General features: G+C 57.9%; 24 protein-coding genes. 18 read left to right on the top strand and 6 right to left on the bottom strand.

Annotation, left to right across the window (positions count from 1 at the left end):
- Positions 1–114 precede the first annotated feature (114 nt).
- The 4 genes from ABLV30_RS17190 (at position 115) to ABLV30_RS17175 (ending at position 6,738) form a co-directional block, all read left to right on the top strand.
- Entirely contained in the window at positions 115–660 is a 546-nt protein-coding gene (locus ABLV30_RS17190) for an antibiotic biosynthesis monooxygenase (protein WP_014228152.1), read from the top strand.
- 24 nt (positions 661–684) lie between these two features.
- Positions 685–2,553: an amidohydrolase gene (locus ABLV30_RS17185; RefSeq protein ID WP_014228153.1), complete on the top strand. Its 1,869-nt coding sequence runs from the start codon at positions 685–687 to the stop codon at positions 2,551–2,553.
- Positions 2,554–2,689: 136 nt separating this feature from the next.
- Positions 2,690–5,347 carry a DUF2339 domain-containing protein gene (locus ABLV30_RS17180; protein WP_348865632.1) on the top strand — a complete coding sequence of 886 codons (2,658 nt, stop codon included), beginning with the start codon at positions 2,690–2,692 and terminating at the stop codon, positions 5,345–5,347.
- Entirely contained in the window at positions 5,344–6,738 is a 1,395-nt protein-coding gene (locus ABLV30_RS17175; protein WP_265800639.1) for a DUF3999 domain-containing protein, read from the top strand. The genes ABLV30_RS17180 and ABLV30_RS17175 overlap by 4 nt, the downstream gene beginning before the upstream one ends.
- A 47-nt stretch (positions 6,739–6,785) precedes the next feature.
- Here the strand turns inward: ABLV30_RS17175 and ABLV30_RS17170 are convergent, their stop codons facing one another.
- Both ABLV30_RS17170 and acpH read right to left on the bottom strand, forming a co-directional pair.
- A complete protein-coding gene (locus ABLV30_RS17170) occupies positions 6,786–7,388 on the bottom strand; it encodes a peroxiredoxin (protein WP_004099418.1) in 603 nt (200 codons plus the stop codon).
- A gap of 170 nt (positions 7,389–7,558) precedes the next feature.
- On the bottom strand, positions 7,559–8,140 hold the full coding sequence (gene acpH / locus ABLV30_RS17165) for an ACP phosphodiesterase (RefSeq protein ID WP_014228156.1): 582 nt from the start codon (positions 8,138–8,140) through the stop codon (positions 7,559–7,561).
- A gap of 91 nt (positions 8,141–8,231) precedes the next feature.
- Between acpH and queA the strand changes: the two genes are divergently transcribed.
- From queA to ABLV30_RS17125, 8 genes are all read left to right on the top strand, one after another.
- Complete coding sequence (gene queA / locus ABLV30_RS17160) at positions 8,232–9,296, top strand: tRNA preQ1(34) S-adenosylmethionine ribosyltransferase-isomerase QueA (RefSeq protein ID WP_032694142.1); 1,065 nt, start codon at positions 8,232–8,234, stop codon at positions 9,294–9,296.
- Between the two features lie 109 nt (positions 9,297–9,405).
- The gene (tgt, locus tag ABLV30_RS17155) at positions 9,406–10,533 is read left to right on the top strand and encodes a tRNA guanosine(34) transglycosylase Tgt (protein ID WP_004129667.1); all 1,128 of its coding nucleotides are present in this window, start codon (positions 9,406–9,408) and stop codon (positions 10,531–10,533) included.
- A gap of 22 nt (positions 10,534–10,555) precedes the next feature.
- Positions 10,556–10,888, top strand: coding sequence for a preprotein translocase subunit YajC (yajC, locus tag ABLV30_RS17150; protein ID WP_004099423.1), 333 nt, complete (start codon positions 10,556–10,558; stop codon positions 10,886–10,888).
- Positions 10,889–10,915: 27 nt separating this feature from the next.
- Positions 10,916–12,763 (top strand): protein translocase subunit SecD, encoded by a 1,848-nt coding sequence (secD, locus tag ABLV30_RS17145; protein ID WP_071886312.1) that lies wholly within the window; start codon positions 10,916–10,918, stop codon positions 12,761–12,763.
- A gap of 10 nt (positions 12,764–12,773) precedes the next feature.
- Positions 12,774–13,745, top strand: a complete 972-nt coding sequence (gene secF / locus ABLV30_RS17140; protein WP_004848195.1) for a protein translocase subunit SecF — start codon at positions 12,774–12,776, stop codon at positions 13,743–13,745.
- 116 nt (positions 13,746–13,861) lie between these two features.
- Positions 13,862–15,253: a M24 family metallopeptidase gene (locus tag ABLV30_RS17135; RefSeq protein ID WP_032748218.1), complete on the top strand. Its 1,392-nt coding sequence runs from the start codon at positions 13,862–13,864 to the stop codon at positions 15,251–15,253.
- A gap of 64 nt (positions 15,254–15,317) precedes the next feature.
- Complete coding sequence (locus tag ABLV30_RS17130) at positions 15,318–15,683, top strand: VOC family protein (RefSeq protein WP_085522029.1); 366 nt, start codon at positions 15,318–15,320, stop codon at positions 15,681–15,683.
- A 14-nt stretch (positions 15,684–15,697) separates the two neighbouring features.
- Positions 15,698–16,387, top strand: coding sequence for a YafY family protein (locus ABLV30_RS17125; protein WP_014228161.1), 690 nt, complete (start codon positions 15,698–15,700; stop codon positions 16,385–16,387).
- Between the two features lie 43 nt (positions 16,388–16,430).
- Here ABLV30_RS17125 and ABLV30_RS17120 read toward each other — a convergent pair whose 3' ends face one another.
- Together ABLV30_RS17120 and ABLV30_RS17115 are read right to left on the bottom strand one after the other, a co-directional pair.
- The gene (locus tag ABLV30_RS17120; protein ID WP_004848202.1) at positions 16,431–17,315 is read right to left on the bottom strand and encodes a nucleoside-specific channel-forming protein Tsx; all 885 of its coding nucleotides are present in this window, start codon (positions 17,313–17,315) and stop codon (positions 16,431–16,433) included.
- 296 nt (positions 17,316–17,611) lie between these two features.
- Entirely contained in the window at positions 17,612–18,154 is a 543-nt protein-coding gene (locus ABLV30_RS17115; protein WP_032748221.1) for a DUF3251 domain-containing protein, read from the bottom strand.
- A 147-nt stretch (positions 18,155–18,301) separates the two neighbouring features.
- On the opposite strand from ABLV30_RS17115, the gene nrdR reads away from it, so the two are divergent.
- The 6 genes from nrdR to pgpA all read left to right on the top strand — a co-directional run bounded on the left by nrdR (position 18,302) and on the right by pgpA (position 22,408).
- Positions 18,302–18,751, top strand: a complete 450-nt coding sequence (gene nrdR / locus ABLV30_RS17110; RefSeq protein WP_014228162.1) for a transcriptional regulator NrdR — start codon at positions 18,302–18,304, stop codon at positions 18,749–18,751.
- 4 nt (positions 18,752–18,755) lie between these two features.
- Positions 18,756–19,859: a bifunctional diaminohydroxyphosphoribosylaminopyrimidine deaminase/5-amino-6-(5-phosphoribosylamino)uracil reductase RibD gene (gene ribD / locus ABLV30_RS17105; RefSeq protein WP_128696767.1), complete on the top strand. Its 1,104-nt coding sequence runs from the start codon at positions 18,756–18,758 to the stop codon at positions 19,857–19,859.
- Between the two features lie 93 nt (positions 19,860–19,952).
- Positions 19,953–20,423: a 6,7-dimethyl-8-ribityllumazine synthase gene (gene ribE, locus ABLV30_RS17100; RefSeq protein ID WP_004129690.1), complete on the top strand. Its 471-nt coding sequence runs from the start codon at positions 19,953–19,955 to the stop codon at positions 20,421–20,423.
- A 19-nt stretch (positions 20,424–20,442) separates the two neighbouring features.
- Positions 20,443–20,862, top strand: a complete 420-nt coding sequence (gene nusB / locus ABLV30_RS17095) for a transcription antitermination factor NusB (RefSeq protein ID WP_004099457.1) — start codon at positions 20,443–20,445, stop codon at positions 20,860–20,862.
- A 75-nt stretch (positions 20,863–20,937) separates the two neighbouring features.
- Positions 20,938–21,912: a thiamine-phosphate kinase gene (gene thiL / locus ABLV30_RS17090; RefSeq protein ID WP_047724315.1), complete on the top strand. Its 975-nt coding sequence runs from the start codon at positions 20,938–20,940 to the stop codon at positions 21,910–21,912.
- Positions 21,902–22,408, top strand: coding sequence for a phosphatidylglycerophosphatase A (pgpA, locus tag ABLV30_RS17085; RefSeq protein WP_004133926.1), 507 nt, complete (start codon positions 21,902–21,904; stop codon positions 22,406–22,408). Before thiL ends, pgpA begins: the two co-directional genes overlap by 11 nt.
- Before the next feature lie 188 nt (positions 22,409–22,596).
- Here pgpA and ABLV30_RS17080 read toward each other — a convergent pair whose 3' ends face one another.
- Entirely contained in the window at positions 22,597–23,571 is a 975-nt protein-coding gene (locus ABLV30_RS17080; protein WP_014228165.1) for an aldo/keto reductase, read from the bottom strand.
- Between the two features lie 60 nt (positions 23,572–23,631).
- Positions 23,632–25,494, bottom strand: coding sequence for a 1-deoxy-D-xylulose-5-phosphate synthase (gene dxs / locus ABLV30_RS17075; protein WP_025107179.1), 1,863 nt, complete (start codon positions 25,492–25,494; stop codon positions 23,632–23,634).
- Between the last annotated feature and the right edge of the window lie 8 nt (positions 25,495–25,502).

Below are 25,502 nucleotides of genomic sequence, written 5' to 3'. Positions count from 1 at the left end.
CTCCCGGGGACGAACAACCTTGCCGCCTCGACGCAGCATGAATGATTTTGTGTATGGTCATGTATAGCGAATGGCGGCGGACAACCCGCCATTCCCTGAAGCAAGGAACTCTTAATGGCGCAACAGAAATCGGTGACCCTGGTGATCAGCCATGTGCTCGACCCGGAGCATGGCCAGCAGTATGAAGCGTGGCTGGGCAAAATTATGCCGATTGCGGCAGAGTTTCCCGGCCATCTTGGCGCAAACGTCATTCGTCCGGCCCCCGGGCAGAATTTATGGAGCGTGATTATTCGCTTCGACACCATTGAGCATCTTTACGCCTGGACCCAGTCGGAGACCCGCCGCCAGCTGGTGGCGGAAATTGCGCCGCTGCTGAGCGAAGGCGATCGTACCGAAGTCCGGACTGAACCGGCCTTCTGGTTTACGCCCCCCGCGGCGAACGTGCGCCAGCCGCGACGCTGGAAGCAATTTTTAATCACCCTGCTGGTGATTTTCCCCAGTACAAACCTGGTGCCGTCAATAACCGGAATACTGTTGCCCTCGCTGAAGGGAAGCCTGTTGCTGCATCTGATCAATGATGCCTGTGTGGTCGCGCTGGTGGTCTGGTTCTGGATGCCCATCGTGACCCGTCTGTTTGCTGGCTGGTTAAAGAAAAACTGAGCCAGTCTCCTGAAGGAGTGCGTTATGTCGCAAACTGCCACACTGATCCTGACCCACGGTCGGGTTCATACTCTCGATCGTCAAAATCCCCTGGCCGATGCGGTGGCGATCGCTGACGGTAAAATTCTCGCCGTCGGTAGCCACGATCGGATCATGAGCTTTGCCGCGGACGGGACGCAAATTATCGATCTCAAAGGCCATACGGCGATCCCCGGCCTGAACGACTCCCACCTGCACCTGATCCGCGGCGGCCTGAACTACAATCTGGAGCTGCGCTGGGAGGGGGTTCCCTCGCTGGCGGACGCGCTGCGGATGCTAAAAGATCAGGCCGACCGCACGCCGTCGCCGCAGTGGGTGCGGGTGGTCGGCGGCTGGAGCGAGTTCCAGTTCGCCGAACGGCGGATGCCGACGCTGGAGGAGCTTAACGATGCGGCGCCGGATACGCCGGTATTTGTCCTGCATCTGTACGATCGCGCATTGCTAAACCGCGCGGCGCTGAAGGCGGTGGGCTACACCAAAGAGACCCCGGATCCGGCGGGCGGCGAGATCGTTCGCGACGGTAACGGCAACCCGACCGGGATGCTGATCGCCAAACCCAATGCGATGATCCTCTACTCGACGCTGGCCAAAGGGCCGAAGCTGCCGCTGGAACTTCAGGTCAACTCAACGCGGCAGTTTATGCGCGAGCTTAATCGTCTGGGGCTGACCAGCGCTATTGATGCCGGGGGCGGTTTCCAGAACTACCCGGAAGATTATGAAATTATTGAACAGCTGCACGCCAAAGAGCAGATGACCGTACGTATCGCCTATAACCTGTTTACCCAGCGGCCTAAGCAGGAGCTGGAAGATTTTGAGCGCTGGACCGATATGCTCAAGCCGGGACAGGGCACCGATTTTTACCGCGCCAACGGCGCCGGGGAGATGCTGGTTTTCTCGGCGGCGGATTTCGAAGACTTCCTCCAGCCGCGTCCGGATCTGCCGGAAGGGATGGAAGATGAGCTGGAGCGGGTGGTGCGCCATCTGGTTGAACACCGCTGGCCGTTCCGCCTGCACGCCACCTATGATGAATCCATCAGCCGGATGCTCGACGTCTTCGAGAAGGTGAATCGCGATATTCCGTTCAACGGGCTGCACTGGTTCTTCGATCATGCGGAAACCATCACCGAGCGCAATATCGAACGCGTTAAAGCGCTGGGCGGCGGCATTGCCGTGCAGCACCGTATGGCTTTCCAGGGCGAATATTTTGTCGACCGCTACGGTAAAGACGCGGTCAAACATACGCCGCCGGTCGCGAAAATGCTCGAGCTGGAGGTTCCGGTGGGTCTGGGGACGGATGCCACCCGCGTGGCGAGCTACAATCCGTGGACCGCGCTTTACTGGCTGGTATCAGGGCGTACCGTCGGCGGGATGGCGATGTACGACGACAGCAACCGCCTGCCGCGCGACGTGGCGCTGGAGCTGTGGACGGCGGGAAGCGCGTGGTTTTCCAGCGAGCAGGGCAAGAAAGGGCGCATTGAGCAAGGCCAGCTTGCCGACCTGGTGGTGCTGTCGAAAGACTACTTCAGCGTCGCGGAAGAGGAAATCAAGGGGATCGAGTCGGTGCTGACGGTGGTGGACGGCAAGGTGGTGTACGCGGCGGGACACTTTTCGCCGCTGGCGCCGCCGCCCATTCCAGTGCTGCCCGAGTGGTCGCCGGTGGTGAAAGTTCCGGGCCATTACCGTTCCGCGCCGCCGACGGCCGCGAATATCGGCGCGATAGTTCAGATGCACCAGTGCTGCGGCAGCTGCGGCGTACATGGGCATCAGCATGATATTGCGCGCAAATCGGCGATTCCGGTTGCCGATGAGCAGGCGTTCTGGGGCGTACTCGGCTGCTCCTGCTTTGCTTTTTAGCGCGACGGACGCTTATTAGTACCGGTAGGCCAATGAGAGCATCCACGCCCTCATTGGCCTTTTTCATTTTCTCGGATAGCGCTGATAAGACAATGTGTGTCATTCTGCTCCCTCTTCAAACAGTGAAGGTGAGAACATGGATGATCTACTGATCTTTGGCGCTGTGATTTTATTCTGTGGGCTGGTGGTTGGGCCGCTCGTGGCGATTGCCGCGCTCAGGCGCAGCGCGGCGGTCCGTGTGGAACTGGCGGCTTTGCAGCGTCGGGTTGAGGAGCTTGAGCTGCGCGGCGTTGCGCAGGCACCGGTGGCGGAGGCAAGTGGCGTCGTGCCGACTGCTCCGGAAGTCGTTGCCTCTGTTGACGCAACAGCGCTGGTAGAACACGAGCCATCACCGGCGCCCGTGGCGGAAGCCGTTGACCCATGGCTTTCGCAGCCGAAGCCAACGCCGAAGCCGGAGCAGATGGCGAAATCGGCTCCTGAAACCGAACAACCTTCCGCGTTTGGCGGGATGGTATCGTCATTGGTTCGTTGGTTTATGCAGGGTAACCCGCTGGCGAAGCTCGGGATCCTGCTGCTGTTTCTTGGCCTCTCCTTTCTGCTGCGCTATACCGTGGAACACGCTCTTTTCCCCCTCGAGTTGCGTCTGGTCGCGGCGTCGTTGTTCGCCATTGTCCTGCTGGCTGTCGGATGGCGGTTGCGGCATAAGCAACCGATGTACGCCCTGATCTTACAGGGTGGGGCAATGGGGGCGCTCTATCTCACCGTTTTTGGCGCCTTTCGCCTGTGGCAGATGCTGCCGATGACTCTGGCGTTTGCGCTGCTGGTGGTGATTTGCGCGGCGAGCGTAGGGCTGGCGATTGTGCAAAAAGCGCTCAGCCTGGCCATGCTGGCGAGTCTTGGCGGTTATCTTGCGCCGCTGCTGCTCTCTACCGGCGGCGGCAGTCATGTGGCGTTGTTCTCATTCTATCTTCTGCTGTCGGTGGGCATTCTTGCCATCAGCATCCGCCAGCACTGGCGGGAGCTTAATCTGCTTGGCCTGCTGTTTACCTTTGGCGTCGGTGGCCTGTGGGGGCTGAATGATTATCGGCCAGAGTATTACCTGAGCTGCCAGCTGTTCTTAATCGCCAATACGATTATTTTTGGCGTGTTGAGCGTGGCGCTGTCGCTGCGGGCGCAGGAAAAGGGTAAGCAGATTATTGACGGCGTTCTGCTGTTTGCACCGCCGCTGGTCGGCTTTGGTATGCAGTACGCTATCACCCGGCATATGGAATACGGTCCGGCGCTCAGCGCGCTGGGCTACGGTGGCTTCTATCTGGCTTTAGCCTGGCTGGCACTGCGTCGCTACCCCTCTTTAGGGAAGCCGCTGGTACTGGCCGCGCTGGCGCTCGGCGGCGCATTTACCACCCTTGCTATTCCCCTTGCGCTTTCGGCTCGCTGGACCGCGATGGCCTGGTCGCTGGAGGGGCTCGGGATCCTCTGGCTGGGCGTGCAACAGCAGCAGCGGCGTATGAGCTATAGTGGGACTGCGCTACTCTTTTTGGCGGTTGGCAGCGCGCTCTGGGCGCAGGCAAATGACGCCACGCCGCTTTCTTTGCTGCTGATTTTCGCTGTACTCAGTCTTAGCTGGCTGGTCGCCGCCTGGCTGTGGCGAAGCATTGAGGTGCACGCCAGTGGAGGACTGCTTTTGGGCGGGCTACTGTTCTGGGTGGTGGCGCTTGTCGGCGCATCGCAGCTGGCGTTGAGTAAAGACTCGCAGATTATATTTGGCGTGCTGGCGACGCTGGCCGCGTCGGTATGGTGCTGGCGCGCGGTCGCTGCGCGTTTAGTCTGGCAAGAGCTGGATGCCAGCAAATGGTTGTTGTGGCCAATGATGCTGATAGTGCTGTTTTATCAGCTATCCCAACAGCAGATTTTCGCTGCTGGCTGGCAAAATCTGGCCTGGTGCGCGGCGCTGCCCGCGGCGGTGGCGCTGCTCTGGCGTGATGGGCCTTCGCTCCCGCCGCGCATAAACAGGCTCGCCCACCTGTCGCTGTTCTGGATGGTGTTGCTGGCGCTGGCGATGGAGCTGTTTTGGTTTACCCGGGATTTGCCGTGGGGGATGTCGGCCTGGGCGAGTGGATTAATGATGGCGGCAGGCGGGGGGCTGATCTTCCTTGTCTCTGAAGCCGTTCATCGGCAAATATGGCCATTCCGGGTATGGCCTGGGCTGTATGCCTCTCAGGCCATGATACCGGTGGCGGTTGCGCTGGGATGCCTGCTAACGCTGACGAACGTGCAGGATGGTACGGTCTACGGTCAGACCTATTTGCCGTTGATTAACCCGCTGGAAGAGGGCGCCGCTTTCGCGCTGCTTGGGCTGACGATATTTTATCGCGTTTCGCGGCGTTATTTTCCGCTGCAGCTATCGGTATGCCGCCCCTGGCCCGCGGTCGCGCTGCTGGCGCTCGGCTTCTGGTGGCTGAATGGCCTGCTGCTGCGCGCCCTGGCCTGGTACGGCGAGGTGGCCTGGAATATAGAGGCGCTGTGGCATTCGCGCTTAATTCAGACCACTTTCGCTCTGGTCTGGACGCTGGCGGCGCTGGCGGTCATGCTGCGTGCGACGCGGCGACACTCCCGCCGCGAATGGCTGTGCGGCGCGGCGTTGTTAGGCGTTGTCATTGTGAAACTCATGCTGGTGGACAGCGCGCGCGGCGGCGGGCTGGCGCGCGCTGTCGCGTTTATCGGCGTGGCTATTTTGGTGCTGATCGTCTGGTATTTTTCCCCGTTACCGCCCAAAGCAGGAGAAGAAAAATGAAATGGATGAAAGCGGTGTTATGCAGCGTGCTGCTGGGCGTGACGGGCGCGGCTGTCAGCGGCGATGAAGCGCGAGAAAAACCACTGGACTATATGCAGGGGGTGATGCTGGAAACCACCGGCGCGTCGCCCTGGTATCGCGTCGAGCTTTCCCCGCTGCTCTATCAGGGGACGGCGTGGCCTGACCTGCGCGATGTGCGGGTATTTAACCATCAGGGAGAGACCGTACCGTTCGCGCTGCAGGTGCAGAAGGCGCAGCCCGTTACGCCTGAAGCGATGACGCTGCGGCTTTTCCCTCTGGAGATGTCGCCGGTTCCGCCGCGCGAAGAGGGGCGACGCGGCGGAGAATCGCTGGTCCTGCGTTCAACAACGGGGATCGAAATTCATCTGGAAACCGATGATGCGAAGGCGCTCGGGCAGAGCTACTTACTGACGCTGCCGGCGGAGAAAACGGACGCGTTTGCGCTGGCTCAGCTGCGGCTGAACTGGGCGGCGCTGGCGGGCAGCTGGCAGGGGAAAGCGTCGGTCTATTCCAGTCGGGATTTGAAGTACTGGCGCCCTGTCCAGGAGGATGCGCCCCTTATGGATCTGGCGCGCGATAGCGATCGTTTGAAAATGGATACCATTAGCGCTGACCTGACGCTCTCCGCGGACGGGAATCGTTACCTGCTGGTGATCCTCGATTCGCAAAGCAAGGCGGTCGTGTTAAATAGCGTGACGGCCCTGGCCGAACGCAGAGAGCCCGAGTCTACGCGCATTGAGCTTGATGCGCAGGCGAACAAGGTTTCAGATGAGGAAGCCGTTTGGCGCTGGGCCCGGCCTCAGCCGCTGACTTCGCTCAGGATATCGATGGCCAGCGAAGGGGTTCTGCCGGTCGCGCTCTCCTGGCGCAGCGGCGAAAAAGAAGCCTGGCAGCCGCTGACCAAAACCGTGCTGTATCGACTGGACGGCAAGCGTTCGGAGGATATTCAACTTTCAGGCCAGCCGGTTGAAGCGGTGCGGATCACAACGATTAACGCCAGATTACCGACGTCGCTGCCCGCGATAAGCGGTGCGCGAGACAAATACCAGCTGGTTTTTAATACCCAGGGAAAAGGGCCTTATATGCTGGCCTGGGGCAACCGGGCGGCGCCAAAGGCGGATGTCGCCATGGACATGCTGATCCCGGCGTCGCTGCGCAAAACGCAGGCTGTAAGCGATCTACCGCTGGCCATCGCCCAGGAGAGCGTCACCCTCGGCGGTGAAGCGCGGTTGACGGCGACGTCGGCTACCGAGCAGCAAAGCGGCTGGAAAACGCTGCTGGTATGGGGAGCGCTAATAGTGGGCGTCCTGGTGCTGGCGCTGATGGCGTGGCGAATCTGGCGCGAAGTGAAAAAAAGCGGCTCCGTATAAAACAAAAAAGGCTCGCATCTGCGAGCCTTTTGCCGAACGTACGCCGATTACAGGCTGGATACGTTCTCGGTCAGGTATTTAGCGACGCCTTCCGGAGAAGCGGCCATACCTTCTTTTCCTTTTTCCCACTGCGCCGGACAAACTTCGCCGTGCTCTTCGTGGAACTGCAGCGCGTCAACCATACGCAGCATTTCGTCGATGTTACGGCCCAGCGGCAGGTCGTTAACCACCTGGTGACGAACAACGCCGTTGGCGTCGATCAGGAAGGAACCACGCAGGGCAACGCCTTCGTCCGGGTGCTCAATACCGTACGCTTTCTGGATTTCGCGTTTGATGTCAGCAACCATGGCGTATTTAACCGGGCCGATGCCGCCCTGGTCTACCGGGGTGTTACGCCACGCGTTGTGGACGAACTCGGAGTCAAAAGAAACGCCAACCACTTCTACGCCGCGTTTCTGGAATTCTTCGTAGCGCTTGTCGAACGCGATCAGTTCAGACGGGCAAACGAAGGTGAAGTCCATCGGCCAGAAGAACAGAACGGTGGCTTTACCGCTGGTGTGCTGTTTGAAGTTGAATTTCTCAACGATTTCGCCGTTACCTAAAACCGCTGCCGCGGTGAAGTCCGGAGCCTGACGAGTAACCAGAACCATATGATTCTCCTGTTAATACTAAGGTTAATTGGAACGCAACGCGGGCAAGTATAGGGAGAGGCGCCGGCGAACTCAACGTGACGCTGACAATCGATGATATAGGTTTTGCCTATCAATCGTTATTTGAAACGGCTATTCAGAATAGTCTTTTGCCAAAAAAGCGCAATCTTTTACAGTTCACCTTTTTTCGCCTGCGCCATCATCTGCGGGTAGAAGCGCCAGAACTGCTGCTCAAGACGATCGTAATGGGTATCCAGATCCTGCCAGGAGTCGCGCAGGGCGTCCAGCCGCGGACGGCGGCTGGCCATACCGTTCAGAACCCGCTGAATAAACGCCATATCCCGATAGCGTTCAAGCCAGCGCTCTGACCACAGGTATTCGTTGAGATTGACAAAACGCGGCGGGGAATCGGGCAAAATAAACGAGACCTGGGCGTGGGCGTAGCGGACAAACTCCGGCAGCGGCAGCTCGGGCGACAGCTGCGTCCAGTGGCGTGACAAGAAATGGTCCCACATCACATCCAGCGTAATCGGCGCGACCCGGCGCGTTTCGGGACGAAACCACCCTTTGGCTTCGGTGACTTCGGGCAGGTTATCCGTCAGTACATCGATCCGGCGGTGCATAAAAATGCCCTCCACGACGTCAGCGGGCCACTCGCCGGCGGGGTCGCCGCGAACGAAATCGGCCAGTAAATTACCGGAAAGGGAGCTGTCAGCGAGATGGGCGAGGTGCAGGTGTGCGAGAAAATTCATGCGATTCGTTATCCGGATACGGCTAGTTGTTGCAGCGAAGAGGTGTGAGCACTAGACTAAGCCGCCTGTTTTTAAGTCATGAGTATATGCCATGCGCGTCGCCGATTTCTCCTTTGAATTACCCGAATCCCTGATTGCCCACTATCCCATGCCCGAGCGCAGCAGCTGCCGCTTGCTGTCATTAGACGGGCCGACGGGCGCGCTGACGCACGGTACTTTCACCGATTTACTCGACAAGCTCAACCCTGGCGATCTGCTGGTTTTTAATAATACCCGCGTGATCCCGGCCCGCCTGTTTGGCCGTAAAGCCAGCGGCGGCAAGATTGAGGTGCTGGTCGAGCGCATGCTCGATGATAAACGTATTCTGGCACATATTCGCGCGTCTAAAGCGCCGAAACCGGGCGCGGCGCTGCTGCTCGGCGACGATGAAAGCATTAAAGCGACCATGGTTGCGCGCCACGACGCGCTGTTTGAAGTTGAGTTCGACGACGCGCGCAGCGTGCTGGACATTCTCAACGCTATCGGCCATATGCCGCTGCCGCCGTACATCGATCGTCCTGACGAAGACGCCGACCGCGAGCTGTATCAGACCGTATACAGCGAAAAACCGGGCGCCGTTGCGGCGCCAACCGCCGGCCTGCACTTTGATGAGCCGATGCTGGCGAAGCTTCGCGAAAAGGGCGTTGAGATGGCGTTCGTCACGCTGCACGTGGGGGCAGGAACCTTCCAGCCGGTACGCGTAGACAGCATTGAAGAGCATATTATGCACTCTGAATATGCGGAAGTGCCGCAGGAGGTGGTCGATGCGGTGCTGGCGGCAAAAGCGCGCGGCAGCCGGGTGATTGCGGTGGGCACGACCTCGGTGCGTTCGCTGGAAAGCGCGGCGCAGGCGGCGAAAAACGACCTGATTGAGCCTTTCTTCGGCGATACGCAGATTTTCATCTACCCGGGCTATCAGTACAAAGTCATTGATGCGCTGGTGACCAACTTCCATCTGCCTGAATCCACGCTGATTATGCTGGTTTCCGCATTTGCCGGCTATCAGCACACCATGAACGCCTATAAGGCTGCGGTAGAACAAAAATATCGCTTTTTTAGCTACGGGGACGCGATGTTTATCACGTACAATCCGCAGGCTATTTTTGAGCGCCCATAAGAAGGCTGTCGCGCTGGTTATTTTGACGCCTTCAGGAATTTATTAGCTATGGAATCATTCCGTAGCGAGTCGTTAAACGTCAGACTGTTTTTCTGACGCGGGAGTGATAATGAAATTTGAGTTAGATACCACCGATGGTCGCGCGCGCCGCGGCCGTCTTGTGTTTGAGCGCGGCGTCGTTGAAACGCCAGCCTTTATGCCGGTTGGCACCTATGGCACCGTAAAAGGGATGACGCCGGAAGAAGTTGAAGCGACCGGCGCGCAAATCATCCTCGGCAACACCTTCCATCTGTGGCTGCGTCCTGGTCAGGAGATCATGAAGCTGCACGGCGATCTGCACGACTTTATGCAGTGGAAAGGACCGATCCTCACCGACTCCGGCGGCTTCCAGGTCTTCAGCCTCGGCGATATTCGCAAAATCACCGAGCAGGGCGTGCACTTCCGCAACCCGATCAACGGCGATCCGATTTTCCTCGATCCGGAAAAATCCATGGAGATTCAGTACGATCTCGGTTCCGATATTGTGATGATCTTTGACGAATGTACGCCGTATCCGGCGGACTGGGATTACGCTAAGCGCTCGATGGAAATGTCCCTGCGCTGGGCGAAGCGCAGCCGCGATCGGTTTGACGGTCTGGGCAACAAAAACGCGCTGTTTGGCATCATTCAGGGCAGCGTTTACGAAGATTTACGTGATATCTCTGTTAAAGGTCTGGTAGAGATTGGCTTTGATGGCTACGCTGTCGGCGGTTTGGCTGTCGGCGAGCCGAAGGAAGATATGCACCGTATTCTGGAGCACGTCTGCCCGCAGATCCCGGCCGACAAGCCGCGATACCTGATGGGCGTCGGTAAGCCGGAAGATCTGGTTGAAGGGGTGCGTCGCGGGATCGATATGTTCGACTGCGTCATGCCGACGCGCAATGCGCGCAACGGCCACCTGTTCGTCACCGACGGCGTGGTGAAAATCCGTAACGCGAAGCACAAGAGCGATACTTCGCCGCTGGATGCAGAATGTGATTGCTACACCTGTCGCAACTATTCACGCGCTTACTTGCATCATCTTGACCGTTGCAACGAAATATTGGGCGCGCGACTCAATACCATTCATAACCTGCGATACTATCAGCGCTTAATGGCTGGTTTACGCAAGGCTATTGAAGAGGGTAAATTAGAGAGCTTCGTGACCGATTTTTACCAACGTCAGGGTCGAACCGTTCCACCTTTGAACGTTGACTAATTTTAATAATGAGGGAATTTCAATGAGCTTTTTTATTTCTGATGCGGTAGCAGCAACCGGTGGCGCGGCGCAGGGCAGCCCGATGTCTCTGATCCTGATGCTGGTGGTGTTTGGTCTGATTTTTTACTTCATGATCCTGCGCCCACAGCAGAAACGCACCAAGGAACATAAAAACCTGATGAACTCCATTGCCAAAGGCGATGAAGTACTGACCAACGGTGGCCTGGTTGGGCGCGTCACTAAAGTCGCGGAAAGCGGCTACATCGCTATCGCGCTGAACGATACCACTGAAGTGGTTATCAAACGTGACTTCGTAGCTGCCGTTCTGCCGAAAGGCACCATGAAGGCGCTGTAATTACCCATTTTCCCTAAGGGAACTGCCGTGTTAAACCGTTATCCTTTGTGGAAGTACGTCATGCTGGTCGTCGTCATTGTTGTCGGCTTAGTGTATGCGCTTCCCAACCTGTATGGTGAGGATCCGGCCGTTCAAATCACTGGCGCGCGCGGCGTCGCCGCCAGTGAGCAAACGCTGATCCAGGTCCAGAAAACACTACAAGAAGAAAAAATTACCGCGAAGTCTGTGGCACTGGAAGAGGGCGCAATTCTTGCGCGCTTCGACACCACTGATATCCAGCTGCGCGCGCGCGAAGCGCTGATGGGCGTGCTGGGTGACAAATACGTCGTGGCGCTTAACCTTGCTCCGGCAACCCCGCGCTGGCTGGCGGCCCTGTATGCCGAGCCGATGAAGCTGGGTCTTGATCTGCGCGGCGGCGTGCACTTCCTGATGGAAGTCGACATGGATACCGCGCTGGGCAAACTGCAGGAACAAAATATCGACAGCCTGCGCAGCGAACTGCGTGATAAAGGCATTCCTTACGCGACCGTGCGTAAAGAAGACAACTATGGCCTGAGCATCGCTTTCCGCGACAGCGCCGCGCGCGACCAGGCTATCTCATACCTTAGCCCTCGTCACCGCGATCTGGTTATCTCCACTCAGGGCAGCACTGGCCTGAAAGCCGTGATGACCGACGACCGTCTGAAAGAAGCCCGCGAATATGCCGTTCAGCAGAACATCAATATCCTGCGTAACCGTGTAAACCAGCTGGGCGTTGCCGAACCTCTGGTTCAGCGTCAGGGCGCCGACCGTATTGTGGTTGAACTGCCGGGTATCCAGGACACCGCGCGTGCGAAAGAGATCCTCGGCGCGACCGCGACCCTGGAATTCCGTCTGGTTAACACTAACGTTGATAGCGCCGCGGCGGCCTCCGGTCGCGTTCCGGGCGACTCTGAAGTGAAATATACCCGCGAAGGCCAGCCGGTTGTGCTGTACAAGCGCGTCATCCTCACCGGTGACCACATCACCGACTCGACGTCGAGCATGGATGAGTACAACCAGGCGCAGGTTAACATCTCCCTGGATAGCGCTGGCGGCAACATCATGTCTAACTTTACCAAGGACAACATCGGTAAACCGATGGCGACCCTGTTTGTGGAGTACAAAGACAGCGGGAAGAAAGATGCCAGCGGGCGCGCGATTCTGGCGAAAGAGGAAGAGGTGATTAACATCGCCAACATCCAGTCTCGTCTGGGTAACAGCTTCCGTATTACCGGCATCAGCAACCCGACCGAAGCGCGCCAGCTCTCCCTGCTGCTGCGTGCAGGCGCGCTGATTGCGCCGATTCAGATTGTTGAAGAACGGACCATCGGTCCAACCCTCGGTATGCAGAACATCAAGCAGGGCCTGGAAGCGTGTCTGGCCGGTCTGGTGGTCTCCATCCTGTTTATGATCTTCTTCTACAAGAAGTTCGGCCTGATTGCGACCTCTGCGCTGGTGGCTAACCTGGTGCTGATTGTCGGCATTATGTCCCTGATTCCGGGGGCGACGCTGACCATGCCGGGGATTGCGGGGATCGTGTTAACCCTTGCGGTGGCGGTCGATGCGAACGTTCTGATTAACGAACGTATTAAAGAAGAGCTGAGCAACGGGCGCTCCGTGCAGCAGGCGATTGACGAAGGTTATCGCGGCGCGTTCAGCTCCATCTTTGATGCCAACATTACGACGCTTATCAAAGTCATTATCCTGTACGCGGTCGGTACCGGTGCCATTAAAGGGTTTGCGATTACCACCGGTATCGGTATTGCGACCTCAATGTTTACCGCTATCGTCGGCACCCGTGCCATCGTGAACCTGCTGTACGGCGGCAAGCGCGTTAAAAAGCTGTCTATCTGAGGAGTGCGTTGTGGCACAGGAATATACTGTTGAACAATTGAACCACGGCCGTAAAGTCTGGGACTTTATGCGCTGGGACTACTGGGCTTTCGGCATTTCAGGTTTTCTGCTGATTTTGTCCATCGCTATTATTGGCGTGCGCGGGTTTAACTGGGGTCTGGATTTCACCGGCGGTACGGTGATTGAGATCACCCTCGAAAAACCTGTCGATATGGACCAGGTGCGTCAGTCGCTGCAGAAGGCGGGCTTTGAAGAGCCGCAGCTGCAAAACTTCGGCAGCAGCCGCGACATCATGGTGCGTATGCCGCCGGTGCATGACGCCAACGGCAGCCAGGAGCTGGGCAGCAAGGTCGTTAGCGTGATTAACGACTCGACCAGCCAGAACGCGACGGTCAAACGTATTGAGTTTGTGGGGCCGAGCGTTGGCGCGGACCTTGCGCAGACCGGCGCGCTGGCGCTGATAGCCGCGCTGGTATGTATCCTGATTTACGTCGGCTTCCGCTTTGAGTGGCGTCTGGCGGCAGGGGTGGTTATCGCGCTGGCGCACGACGTGGTGATCACCATGGGCGTGCTGTCGCTACTGCATATCGAGATCGACCTGACCATTGTGGCCTCGTTGATGTCGGTTATCGGCTACTCGCTGAACGACAGTATCGTGGTATCCGACCGTATTCGTGAAAACTTCCGCAAGATTCGCCGCGGTACGCCGTACGAAATCTTTAACGTGTCGTTGACGCAAACGCTGCACCGTACCTTGATCACCTCCGGGACAACCTTGATGGTTATCCTGATGCTGTACCTCTTCGGCGGTCCGATTCTGGAAGGCTTCTCGCTGACCATGCTGATCGGTGTCTCCATCGGTACGGCTTCTTCTATCTACGTCGCGTCCGCGCTGGCGCTGAAGCTGGGCATGAAGCGCGAGCACATGCTGCAGCAGAAAGTCGAGAAAGAAGGGGCGGATCAGCCGTCAATTCTGCCGTAAGGCAATTGCGTAGCGATAAAACGAATCCCGGTCGCAAGGCCGGGATTTTTTTATTACAGCCGCCCGGATTTTGGTTACTCTCCCGTATCAGCACGCAATGACATGGAGAAATGCCGATGGCTGTCGTAACGCTTTCCACCGTTCCTCAACCCCCGCTCTGGTACGATGTGCCTTCCGTTACGCTTAACGACGACACGCTGCGGCTGCGCAAGTCCAGGGTGCTGGCAAATATGCGTCAGTCCGGCGTAGACACGCTTATCGTCTATGCCGACAAAGAGCACGGCGGCAACTTTGAGTATCTCACCGGCTTTATTCCCCGTTTCGAAGAGGCGCTGCTGGTGCTGCATCGGGACGGTGAAGCGGTGCTGGTGCTGGGTAACGAGAATCTCAAGCTGGCAGGCCATGCCCGGCTGGAAAACCGTGTGATTCACGCCCCGTGGTTTTCGCTGCCCAATCAGCCGATGGAAACCGGTAAAACGCTGGCTCAGCGGCTTCAGGAGGCAGGCGTTGCGGCGGAAAACCGAATTGGCCTGGCGGGCTGGAAGCTCTTTACCGGCGCGGCGGATGACCGCGCGCAGATGTTCGATCTGCCTGCCTTTATCGTGGACGCTATTCGCCAGGCCGCCGGCCCGCAGGCAAGATTAACTAACGCCACCGGCATTTTTATCGACCCGGCAAGCGGAGCGCGAGTCACCAATAATGCCAACGAGCTGGCGCACTATGAGTACGGCGCAAATCTGGCTTCCACCGCGATTCTCACCGCGCTTAACGCCGTTGCGCCGGGTAAAACGGAAAAGCAAATCGGCGCGCTGCTGGCGGCGGAAGGGCAGCCTAATAGCGTGGTGATGATTGCCGCTACCGGCGAGCGCTTCGCCTGGGCGAATCTCTATCCGGGCGATAAGGTTATTCAGCGCGGAGATAAATTCTCGCTGACCACCGGCTTCAAAGGCGGCCTGAGCAGCCGCGCCGCCTACGTGGTGGCCGATGAGAGCGAACTGGCGCCCGAGGTGGCTGATTATCTCGAGGTCGTGGCGAAGCCCTATTTCAACGCGGTGGTGAACTGGCTGGAAAATCTGCGCATCGGCATGCGCGGCGGCGATATGTATGCGCTGATAGAGCAAGCGTTGCCGAAGGCGGAATATCACTGGCACCTGAATCCGGGGCATCTGGTCGCGGATGAGGAGTGGCTCTGTTCGCCCATTGGCCCCCATTCAACCGCCTGCCTGCAAAGCGGGATGATACTGCAAATCGACATCATTCCTTCCCGCCCGGGCTACGGCGGCGCAAGCATTGAAGATACCGTGGCGCTTGCCGATAGCGCGTTGCGCCGGGAGCTGGCGCAGCGCTATCCCGAACTCTGGCAGCGTATCGTCGCCCGGCGCTTGTATATCGGCGAGCAGCTTGGCATTGTGCTTCCTGAAGAGGTGCTGCCATTTTCCAGTACCGTGGGATACCTGCGTCCGTGGCTGCTGAGTCCCGAGCGCGCGCTGGTGTGCGCACCATACTGACACAATGCTGTCAGTAGGCCTGTCTTACACTCCTCCTGAACCCAAACAATGGACAGGAGGATGTATGAACAACGTAATTAACTGGTTTGAGATCCCGGTTGCGGAGATGGATCGTGCCGTGGCGTTTTACGAGCCGGTGATGCAGGTGACGCTGCGTCGGGAAAAAATGGATTGCATCGAGATGGCCGTTTTCCCGCATGAGGATCCGGCTCCCGGCGGCGCGCTGGCAAAGTTCGATGGCGTTAAGCCCTCCGATCAGGGATGTATTATCTATCTGCATACTGACAATCTGGCGGCCACGCTCGATCGCGTCAACTCGGCGGGCGGAAGCTGTGCGTTTGGCCCCCTTGAGCTGGCGGACGATATCGGCACGATTGCCCTGTTTATCGACAGTGAGGGTAATCGGATTGGCCTTCACCAACCCGCGTAAATGAGAAAACAGAAATGAGCCGACGCGCCGACCGTCTTTTTCAAATCGTCCAGATCCTGCGCGGGAGGAGATTAACCACCGCCGGGCTGCTGGCCGAGCGGCTCGGCGTGTCAGAGCGCACCATCTACCGTGATATTCGCGACCTCTCGCTCTCCGGCGTCCCGGTTGAGGGGGAAGCCGGGAGCGGCTACCGGCTGCTGGCGGGCTATGACCTACCGCCGCTGATGCTGACAACTCAGGAATCGGAAGCGCTGATGGCCGCTATACGGCTGCTGCAAACCTGGGGCGGCGCCTCGCTGTCCCAGGCGCTGGAGTCGGCGCAGGAAAAAGTGCTGGCCATTTTGCCTGCCGAGAGCCGGCGCAAGGCGGAGCAGTCGCGTGTGTTCGCACCGGACTTTGGTGCGCAGGGCTATAGTAAAGATCAGTTTGATATAGTGCATCGGGCAGTCTCCGCCCAGCAGGCGCTGGGGCTGCGCTATCGCGATGAAGCGGGAAACGTGTCGCAGCGTGACGTACTGCCGCTGGGGCTTTTTTTCTGGGGCGAGCGCTGGCTGCTGGTGACCTGGTGCGAACTGCGGGAAGATTATCGCTGTTTTCGCCTTGACCGCTGCCTGGAGATTTCCGCCACCGGGCGTCATTTCAGCGAACGAGCCGATCGCTCATTGAGTGATTTCTTGCGTAAGGTTAGATGCGAAGAGCGTTAGCTTTTATGATCCCCGGCGTAGTTGCCGGGGATCATCGAGCCGATTAGAAGTTGTAGCCGACCACGAAGTAACCACCCCAGCCGGTAGAGCGGACGTTAAAGTCGCCGTCGCCGAAGTTCAGCTTCGCGTCATCCGCCCACTGGCCGCCGTTGTGGAAGTAACGCGCCACGACGGAGTAGTGCCAGTGATCGTAGTTCAGCGCCAGGATATGGCTGGATGCGATGGAGTTGCTGGTGCGTGAATGCTTACCGTTCAAATCATAAGCGTTGTCATCGCCCAGATCGGAGCCCCAGTCAAAGTTGGTGAAGCCGATATAGCTCAGTGAACCGCCCCACAGGTCGGTCAGCGGCACGAAGTATTTCACTTTGAAGCGGTAGCCGTCCCACTCGTTCTCGTTTGATGCGCCATAGTTTTGCCACTGATATTTCGCATAGACGTTGAGCGAGAGGCTCATCGGCAGGCCGGTATCGATATCGGTACCCAGACCCATATACCAGGTGCTCTGACGACCGGACTTGTTGCGGCCCATGTCGTAGATATAGTTGTTAGCGAAATACCACTCTTTGAACGGGCCGAAGCTGAGGTCGGTACCGGTCAGTTTGTCGATGGAGAAGCGCGGCTCAATTTCCATAAACAGCGGGGAACCGTGGTTCCAGATACCTTTCGCGTTGGTGTTACCGCCGAAGAAGACCGGCGCATCCATATAGCCATAGAAATCAAACCAGTCTTTCTTGGCGAACGCTTCATATTCCAGATAAGTATCGTTACGGATCTGCGGCCCAAAACGAGTGTGGTAGCTGCCCACCACGTTTACACTCTGGTGCCACCAATCAGACAGGTATTGCGGTTTGTCGTTTTCTGCCGCGCTGGCAGAGAAAGATGCGGAGAGCGCCAGAGCTGCGCCGGCTGCCAGTAATGTTTTTTTCATAATGATGCCACTGTTTAAATTAAGCCTGAAGGCGTTAAAAGAAGCGCCGAAGCGTTTCTAAATATTTCGTATTTCTGTGGCGTCTATTATAGGAATCATTGCTCACAAAAATATGTGTTGTTTCACATAACGAACACATGCGTAATCGATTGCGTTCACGATTTTATGCATTTCTTGCGGGAATGCCACCGAAATTCATAAATTCTGGCAATTTTTAGTGAACTGAATGGAAAATCTGTAAGTGGATTAGCATGAGGGGAGGGGAGCCGGATGTTCAGGGCATCCGGCTGAGGGCGTTACGGCGTGTTTGCGGGCTGGATATCGTGGATGCGGACAAAGCCAACCTGCTCGGGCGTTACGCCATTCAGGCGTAGCGGAATATCGACGTCGCTCGGCGCCAGAACGCTTGCCGGCGCGCTAATCAGCTGATTTTGTACGTTAACTTCCTGATAGCTATCGGTGGTGCCGCTGATCTGCCCGGAGGCGACCGTCGCGCTAAAGGCCGGCAGCGGATCGTTTGATTCACCCTGGATACGCAGGGTCAGGCGGGTACCGTCGCCATCCGGCGCGATATTGAGCAGCGACATGCGCAGCGTACCAATCTGGCTTTTCAGGCGAGCTGGCGTTTTCGCCTCCGGCAGCAGGTATACGCCGCTGTTTGATTTCGCGTTCAGAACGTTTTGCTGAGTAATTTTTACCGTTTGCTGATTGAGCTGGGTCATCTCTTTGCTCAGGGTGCTCACGCTCTGGTTCATCTGGCGGATTTCGCTTTGCTGCGCGCAGGCGCTGAGGGTGAAAATGCTACCCACAATGGCCAGCTTTAAATAACGTCTTGTCATAGTTGGGATTCCGTTAACAGAGGATGCTTAATGGTAGACCGATCGGATAATCGCACTATAGATCCTTTGTCTCAAAAGCTCTTTCTTTGTTGTCGGGTCACTTCGCGGTAAACTACCCGTTAGTTTAACTACATGTCAGGACGCGCCATGCATTGCCCTTTCTGTTTCGCCGTAGATACCAAAGTTATCGACTCTCGTCTGGTGGGCGAGGGCTCTTCCGTGCGTCGTCGTCGTCAGTGTCTGGTCTGTAATGAACGTTTTACGACGTTTGAAGTGGCGGAACTGGTGATGCCGCGAGTCGTAAAAAGCAACGACGTGCGCGAGCCTTTTAATGAGGACAAACTGCGCAGCGGTATGCTGAAAGCGCTGGAGAAGCGCCCGGTCAGCTCAGACGATGTCGAAATGGCGGTTAACCATATAAAAACCCACCTGCGCGGGACCGGCGAGCGGGAAGTGCCGAGCAAAATGATCGGCAACCTGGTGATGGAACAGCTGAAAAAGCTCGATAAAGTCGCCTACATCCGCTTTGCTTCCGTCTATCGCAGCTTCGAAGATATCAAAGAGTTTGGCGAAGAGATCGCCCGCTTACAGGACTGAGCCCATGCAGGATGAAATATACATGGCGCGAGCGCTGAAGCTGGCCGCGCGCGGACGCTTCACCACGCACCCAAACCCGAATGTCGGCTGCGTGATCGTTAAAGATGGCCAGATCGTCGGCGAAGGTTTTCACTATCGCGCCGGTGAACCGCACGCGGAAGTGCACGCGCTGCGCATGGCGGGCGAAAAAGCGAAAGGCGCGACGGCGTACGTCACGCTGGAGCCCTGTAGCCATCACGGGCGAACGCCGCCGTGCTGCGAGGCGCTGATTGCCGCAGGGGTGACCCGCGTGGTTGCGGCGATGCAGGATCCGAACCCGCAGGTCGCGGGTCGCGGTTTGTACCGTTTGCAGCAGGAAGGGGTCGACGTCAGTCACGGGCTGATGATGAACGAAGCCGAGGCGCTGAATAAAGGTTTTCTTAAGCGGATGCGCACCGGTTTTCCCTGGATTCAGTTAAAAATGGGCGCATCGCTGGATGGGCGCACGGCGATGGCCAGCGGAGAGAGCCAGTGGATCACCTCACCGCAGGCGCGGCGCGATGTGCAGCGCCTGCGCGCGCAAAGCCACGCCATCCTGACCAGCAGCGCGACGGTGCTGGCGGATGACCCGGCGCTAACCGTACGCTGGGATGAGCTCAATGCCGACACCCAGGCGCTGTATCCGCAGGAAAAGCTGCGTCAGCCTTTGCGCATCGTTATCGATAGTCAGAATCGCGTCACGCCGCAGCATCGTATCGTGGAGCAGGCGGGTGAAACGCTGTTTGCCCGTACCCGTGAAGATGAACGCCAGTGGCCGGAGAACGTACGCACGCTGCTGGTGCCGGAGCATAACGGTCGCCTGGATCTGGTGGTCCTGATGATGCTGCTGGGCAAACAGCAAATTAACTCGATCTGGGTGGAAGCAGGCCCCACCCTTGCCGGCGCGCTGCTGGAGGCCGGGCTGGTGGACGAGCTTATCGTCTATATTGCGCCTAAACTGTTAGGCAGCGATGCGCGCGGATTATGTGTACTGCCGGGGCTTGAGAAACTTGAGCAAGCACCCCATTTCAAATTCAATGAGATACGTCATGTAGGCCCGGATATTTGCCTGCATTTAGTGAACGCTTGATTTCCCCGGACAAAAGGGAAAGCAGTGCGCCGATTATTATGATAGAATCCGCCCCCCTTGCGGGGCCAAATGAACTGAACCCGAAGGAAGAGTATGAACATTATTGAAGCTAACGTTGCTACCCCGGACGCTCGCGTCGCCATCACCATCGCGCGTTTCAACAACTTTATCAACGACAGCCTGCTGGATGGCGCGATTGACGCCCTGAAGCGTATTGGCCAGGTCAAAGATGAAAACATTACCGTGGTTTGGGTTCCAGGCGCGTATGAGCTGCCGCTGGCGGCTGATGCACTGGCGAAAACCGGTAAGTATGACGCAGTGATCGCGCTGGGTACCGTTATCCGTGGCGGCACCGCGCACTTTGAATATGTGGCTGGCGGTGCAAGCAATGGCCTGGCGCACGTCGCTCAGGACAGCGGAATCCCGGTAGCCTTCGGTGTTCTGACCACAGAAAGTATTGAACAAGCCATCGAACGCGCTGGCACCAAAGCCGGTAACAAAGGCGCTGAAGCCGCGTTGACCGCGCTGGAAATGATTAACGTATTGAAAGCCATCAAGGCCTGATTTTTGTAAGGGGAATTCCGTGAAACCTGCTGCTCGTCGCCGCGCCCGTGAGTGTGCTGTCCAGGCGCTTTACTCCTGGCAGTTGTCCAAAAACGACATCGCTGATGTCGAATACCAGTTCCTGGCGGAACAGGATGTGAAAGATGTAGACGTTCTGTATTTCCGCGAACTGCTGTCCGGAGTGGCGACTAACAGCGCGTATCTCGACGGCCTGATGAAGCCGTATCTTTCTCGTCTGCTGGACGAGCTGGGTCAGGTGGAAAAAGCGGTGCTGCGTATCGCACTGTTTGAGCTGTCAAAGCGTAGCGATGTACCGTACAAAGTTGCGATTAACGAAGCCATCGAACTGGCGAAAACCTTTGGCGCTGAAGATAGCCATAAGTTTGTCAACGGCGTGCTGGACAAAGCTGCCCCGGTAATTCGTCCCAACAAAAAGTAAATTCCAGGGCCGGTTTTTGCAGAGTCTCACTTCTGCAAACCGGCCTTATTCTTTTCTTTTTCTGAGGCATAACGTATGGCATGCGGCGAATTTTCCCTGATTGCCCGTTATTTTGATCGCGTAAAAAGCGCACGTCTTGATGTTGAAACCGGCATTGGCGACGACTGCGCGCTCCTGAACATCCCCGAGAAAAAAACGCTGGCAATCAGCACCGACACCCTGGTGGCGGGAAACCATTTTTTACCCGATATCGACCCTGCCGACCTCGCCTATAAAGCGCTGGCGGTCAACCTGAGCGACCTGGCGGCAATGGGCGCTGAACCGGCGTGGCTAACCCTGGCCCTGACCCTGCCGGAAGCGGACGAAGCCTGGCTTGAGGCCTTTAGCGACAGCCTGTTCGTGCAGCTTAATTATTACGATATGCAGCTCATTGGCGGCGATACCACGCGCGGACCGCTGTCGATGACGCTGGGTATTCACGGCTATGTGCCGACGGGACGCGCTTTGAAGCGCTCCGGGGCAAAGCATGGCGACTGGATTTACGTCACCGGCACGCCGGGAGACAGCGCAGCGGGTCTGGCGATTTTGCAGGATCGGCTGCAGGTTGAAGATGACGCCGACGCGGATTATCTCCTGGCGCGCCATCTGCGTCCGCTGCCGCGGGTTCTGCAGGGGCAGGCGCTGCGCGATTTGGCGAACGCCGCCATCGATCTCTCCGACGGCCTGATTTCTGACCTGGGGCATATTCTCAAGGCCAGCGGCTGCGGCGCGCGCGTCGATCTTGATGCGATGCCGTTCTCGGATGCGATGCTGCGCCAGGTTGAGCCTGAGCAGGCGCTGCGCTGGGCGCTCTCCGGCGGTGAAGATTACGAGCTGTGCTTTACCGTACCTGAACTCAATCGCGGGGCGCTGGACGTGGCCCTTGCCAACCTCGGCGCGCGTTTTACCTGCATTGGGCAGATCCTGCCGGAATCGGAAGGTCTGCAGTTCATACGCGAAGGTAAGCCCGTCACGTTCGATTTTAAGGGATACGATCATTTTGGCGCGTAGTAGAGATGTGGCGAAAAGCCGCCTGAAGATGAGCAACCCCTGGCATCTGCTGGCAACGGGATTTGGCAGCGGCCTTAGCCCCGTGGTTCCCGGCACCATGGGATCGCTGGCGTCGATCCCCTTCTGGTATTTGCTGACCTTACTCCCCTGGCAGCTCTATTCGCTGGCGGTGATGATGAGCATCTGCATTGGCGTCTATATTTGCCACCGTACGGCGAAAGATATGGGCACCCACGATCATGGCAGCATTGTCTGGGATGAGTTTGTCGGGATGTGGATCACCCTGATGGCTCTACCGACGATGGACTGGCAGTGGGTCGCCGCCGGATTTGTGATTTTCCGCCTCTTTGATATGTGGAAGCCGTGGCCCATCCGCTGGTTCGACCGCAATATCCACGGCGGGATGGGGATCATGGTGGACGATATTGTCGCCGGGGTGATTTCCGCCGGGGTGCTGTACGTGATTGGCCACCACTGGCCGATTGGTCTTTTTTAAACCAGTCTGGCCCGGCTGGCCTGGCGCCTCTGGGAAATCGAGCAGGCAGGCTTTTCCCGGAGGCGGTGCTGCGCACCTGTCCGGGCTACCGGCCCGCAGGCGTTGGTGAGTCAGTAGCCCGCAGATGCTGGTGAACCTGTAGCCCGGCTAAGCGCAGCGCGAGCCGGGAATCGGCAGGGAACCGCGCGTTACTTGAACCCCACAATCGGGTGCGGTTTATACGGCGTCTCCAGCTTTTCAATCTGATCCGGCGTCAGCGTTAAATCGACCGCATGCAGCAGCTCATCCAGCTGCTCCTGCCTTGAGGCGCCGATAATCGGCGCGGCCACGCCCGGCTTGCTCAATAGCCAGGCCAGCGCCACCTGCGCGCGGTTGGCGTCAAGCTCTTCCGCGACTTCGGCCAGGTTTGTCGCGATCAGTTCATCATTCTCATCAGTGGCATTGTAGAGCGCCTTACCGACTTCATCGGATACCAGACGGGCGGTGGTTTCCCCCCACGGACGGGTCAGGCGACCGCGCGCCAGCGGACTCCACGGCATCACCGCGACGCCTTCACGGCTGCATAGCGGCAGCATTTCGTTTTCTTCTTCACGATAAATCAGATTGTAGTGATCCTGCATGGTGACGAAGCGGGCCCAGTTATTCTGCCGCTGTAGCGCTAACGCCTGGGCAAACTGGCGGGCATGCATTGACGATGCGCCGATATAGCGGGCTTTACCCGCCTTGACGACGTCGTTTAGCGCTTCGAGAGTTTCTTCAATGGGCGTGGTGTAATCCCAGCGATGAATTTGCAGCAGATCGACATACTCCATGCCGAGGCGGCGCAGGCTGTCGTCAATGGAGCGCAGGATCTGCGCGCGCGACAGTCCCTGCGGCAGATCGCCCACCTGATGGTAAACCTTGGTGGCGACGATCACGGAATCGCGACGGGCATACTCACGCAGCGCGCGTCCGAGGATCTCTTCGCTGCTGCCGTCAGAGTAGTTATTCGAGGTGTCGAAGAAGTTAATGCCGCCCTCGAGGGCGTATTTTATCAGCGGGCGGCTGCTCTCTTCCGGTAAGGTCCATGCATGGTTACCGCGGTCCGGTTCGCCAAAGGTCATACAGCCGAGGCAGAGTCGGGAAACGCGGAGATCGGTATCGCCAAGAGGGATATAGTGCATAGTGCGCTCCTGCTACGGGTAAAGGGTATCCTTTAAGCATAGCAGGAGCGGTGGCGGCAATTATGCCAGCCAGGCGTGGATTTTGGCTTCTATTCCGGCGGCGTCCAGGCCGAGGTCGGCGTGCGCTTCTTCCTGGGTTCCCTGCGGGATAAAGAAATCAGGCAGGCCGAGATTGAGCACAGGAATCGCTCGGCGGCGGGACATCAGCAGCTCATTCACGCCGCTGCCCGCACCGCCCATAATGGCATTCTCTTCCAGGGTGACCAGCACTTCGTGTTCTGCGGCCAGCTGTAGCACCAGCGCTTCATCCAGCGGTTTGGCAAAGCGCATATCCACCAGGGTGGCGTTAAGCTTTTCCGCGACTTTTGCCGCCTGCGGCAGCAGCGTGCCGAAGTTCAGAATCGCGATTTTTTCACCTTCGCGTTTCACTACGCCTTTACCGATAGGCAGCGAGGCCAGCGGTTCAAAGGCCGCGCCGGTACCGGAGCCGCGCGGATAGCGCACCGCGCTCGGGCCGTCGTTGTAGTGATAACCGGTATACAGCATCTGGCGGCACTCGTTCTCATCGCTGGGGGTCATGATGACCATGTCAGGAATGCAGCGCAGGAAGGAGATATCAAACGCGCCCTGATGGGTTTGCCCATCGGCGCCGACGATACCCGCACGGTCGATAGCGAACAGCACCGGCAGCTTCTGGATGGCGACATCGTGAATCACCTGATCGTAGGCGCGCTGCAGGAAGGTGGAGTAGATCGCCACCACCGGCTTATAGCCGCCGATCGCCAGGCCGGCGGCAAAGGTCACCGCGTGCTGCTCGGCAATGGCCACGTCGAAATACTGGTCGGGGTATTTTTTCGAGAACTCGACCATCCCGGAACCTTCGCGCATCGCTGGCGTGACGGCCATCAGCTTGTCATCTTTCGCGGCGGTTTCGCACAGCCAGTCGCCAAAGATTTTCGAGTAAGAGGGCAGGCCGCCGCTGCTTTTCGGCAGCACGCCGCTGGTGTGATCGAATTTTGGCACCGCGTGGAAGGTGATCGGGTCTTTTTCGGCGGGCTCATAGCCGCGGCCTTTTTTGGTCATAATATGCAGGAACTGCGGCCCTTTCAGGTCGCGCATATTCTTCAGCGTATTTACCAGACCGATAACATCATGACCGTCCACCGGCCCAATGTAGTTAAAGCCCAGCTCTTCAAACAGGGTCCCCGGAACCACCATCCCTTTGATATGTTCCTCGGTGCGTTTGAGCAGCTCTTTAATCGGCGGCACGCCAGAGAAGACCTTTTTGCCGCCTTCGCGCAGCGTGGAGTAGAGTTTGCCGGAGAGCAGCTGCGCCAGATGATTGTTTAGCGCACCGACGTTCTCGGAGATCGACATTTCGTTGTCGTTGAGCACCACCAGCAGATCGGGTTTGATATCGCCAGCGTGGTTCATCGCTTCAAACGCCATCCCGGCGGTTATCGCCCCGTCGCCGATTACGCAAACCGCGCGGCGCTGCTTATCCTCTTTGGCTGCGGCGATAGCTATGCCGATTCCGGCAGAGATGGAGGTCGACGAGTGGCCGACGCTCAGGACGTCATACTCGCTTTCTCCGCGCCACGGGAAGGGGTGCAGCCCACCTTTCTGGCGGATGGTGCCAATCCGATCGCGGCGTCCGGTCAGAATTTTATGCGGGTAAGCCTGGTGGCCGACGTCCCAGATCAGGCGATCGAAAGGCGTGTTGTAGACGTAATGCAGCGCCACGGTTAGTTCTACCGTACCGAGCCCGGAGGCAAAGTGTCCGCTGGAGCGGCTGACGCTGTCCAGCAGATAACGCCGCAGTTCGTCGCACAGTTTCGGCAGGCTATCTTTCGGCAACAAACGCAACTCCTGGGTGGAATCCACCAGCGCCAGGGTCGGGTATTTGGCAATATCAAAACTCATCAGAGACT

The organism is Klebsiella sp. CN_Kp113 (assembly GCF_040064585.1).
Taxonomy (GTDB): Bacteria; Pseudomonadota; Gammaproteobacteria; order Enterobacterales; family Enterobacteriaceae; genus Klebsiella; species Klebsiella michiganensis.
The sequence above is the reverse complement of the archived record's forward strand: the minus strand, read 5'-3'. Positions and strand labels throughout refer to the sequence as shown.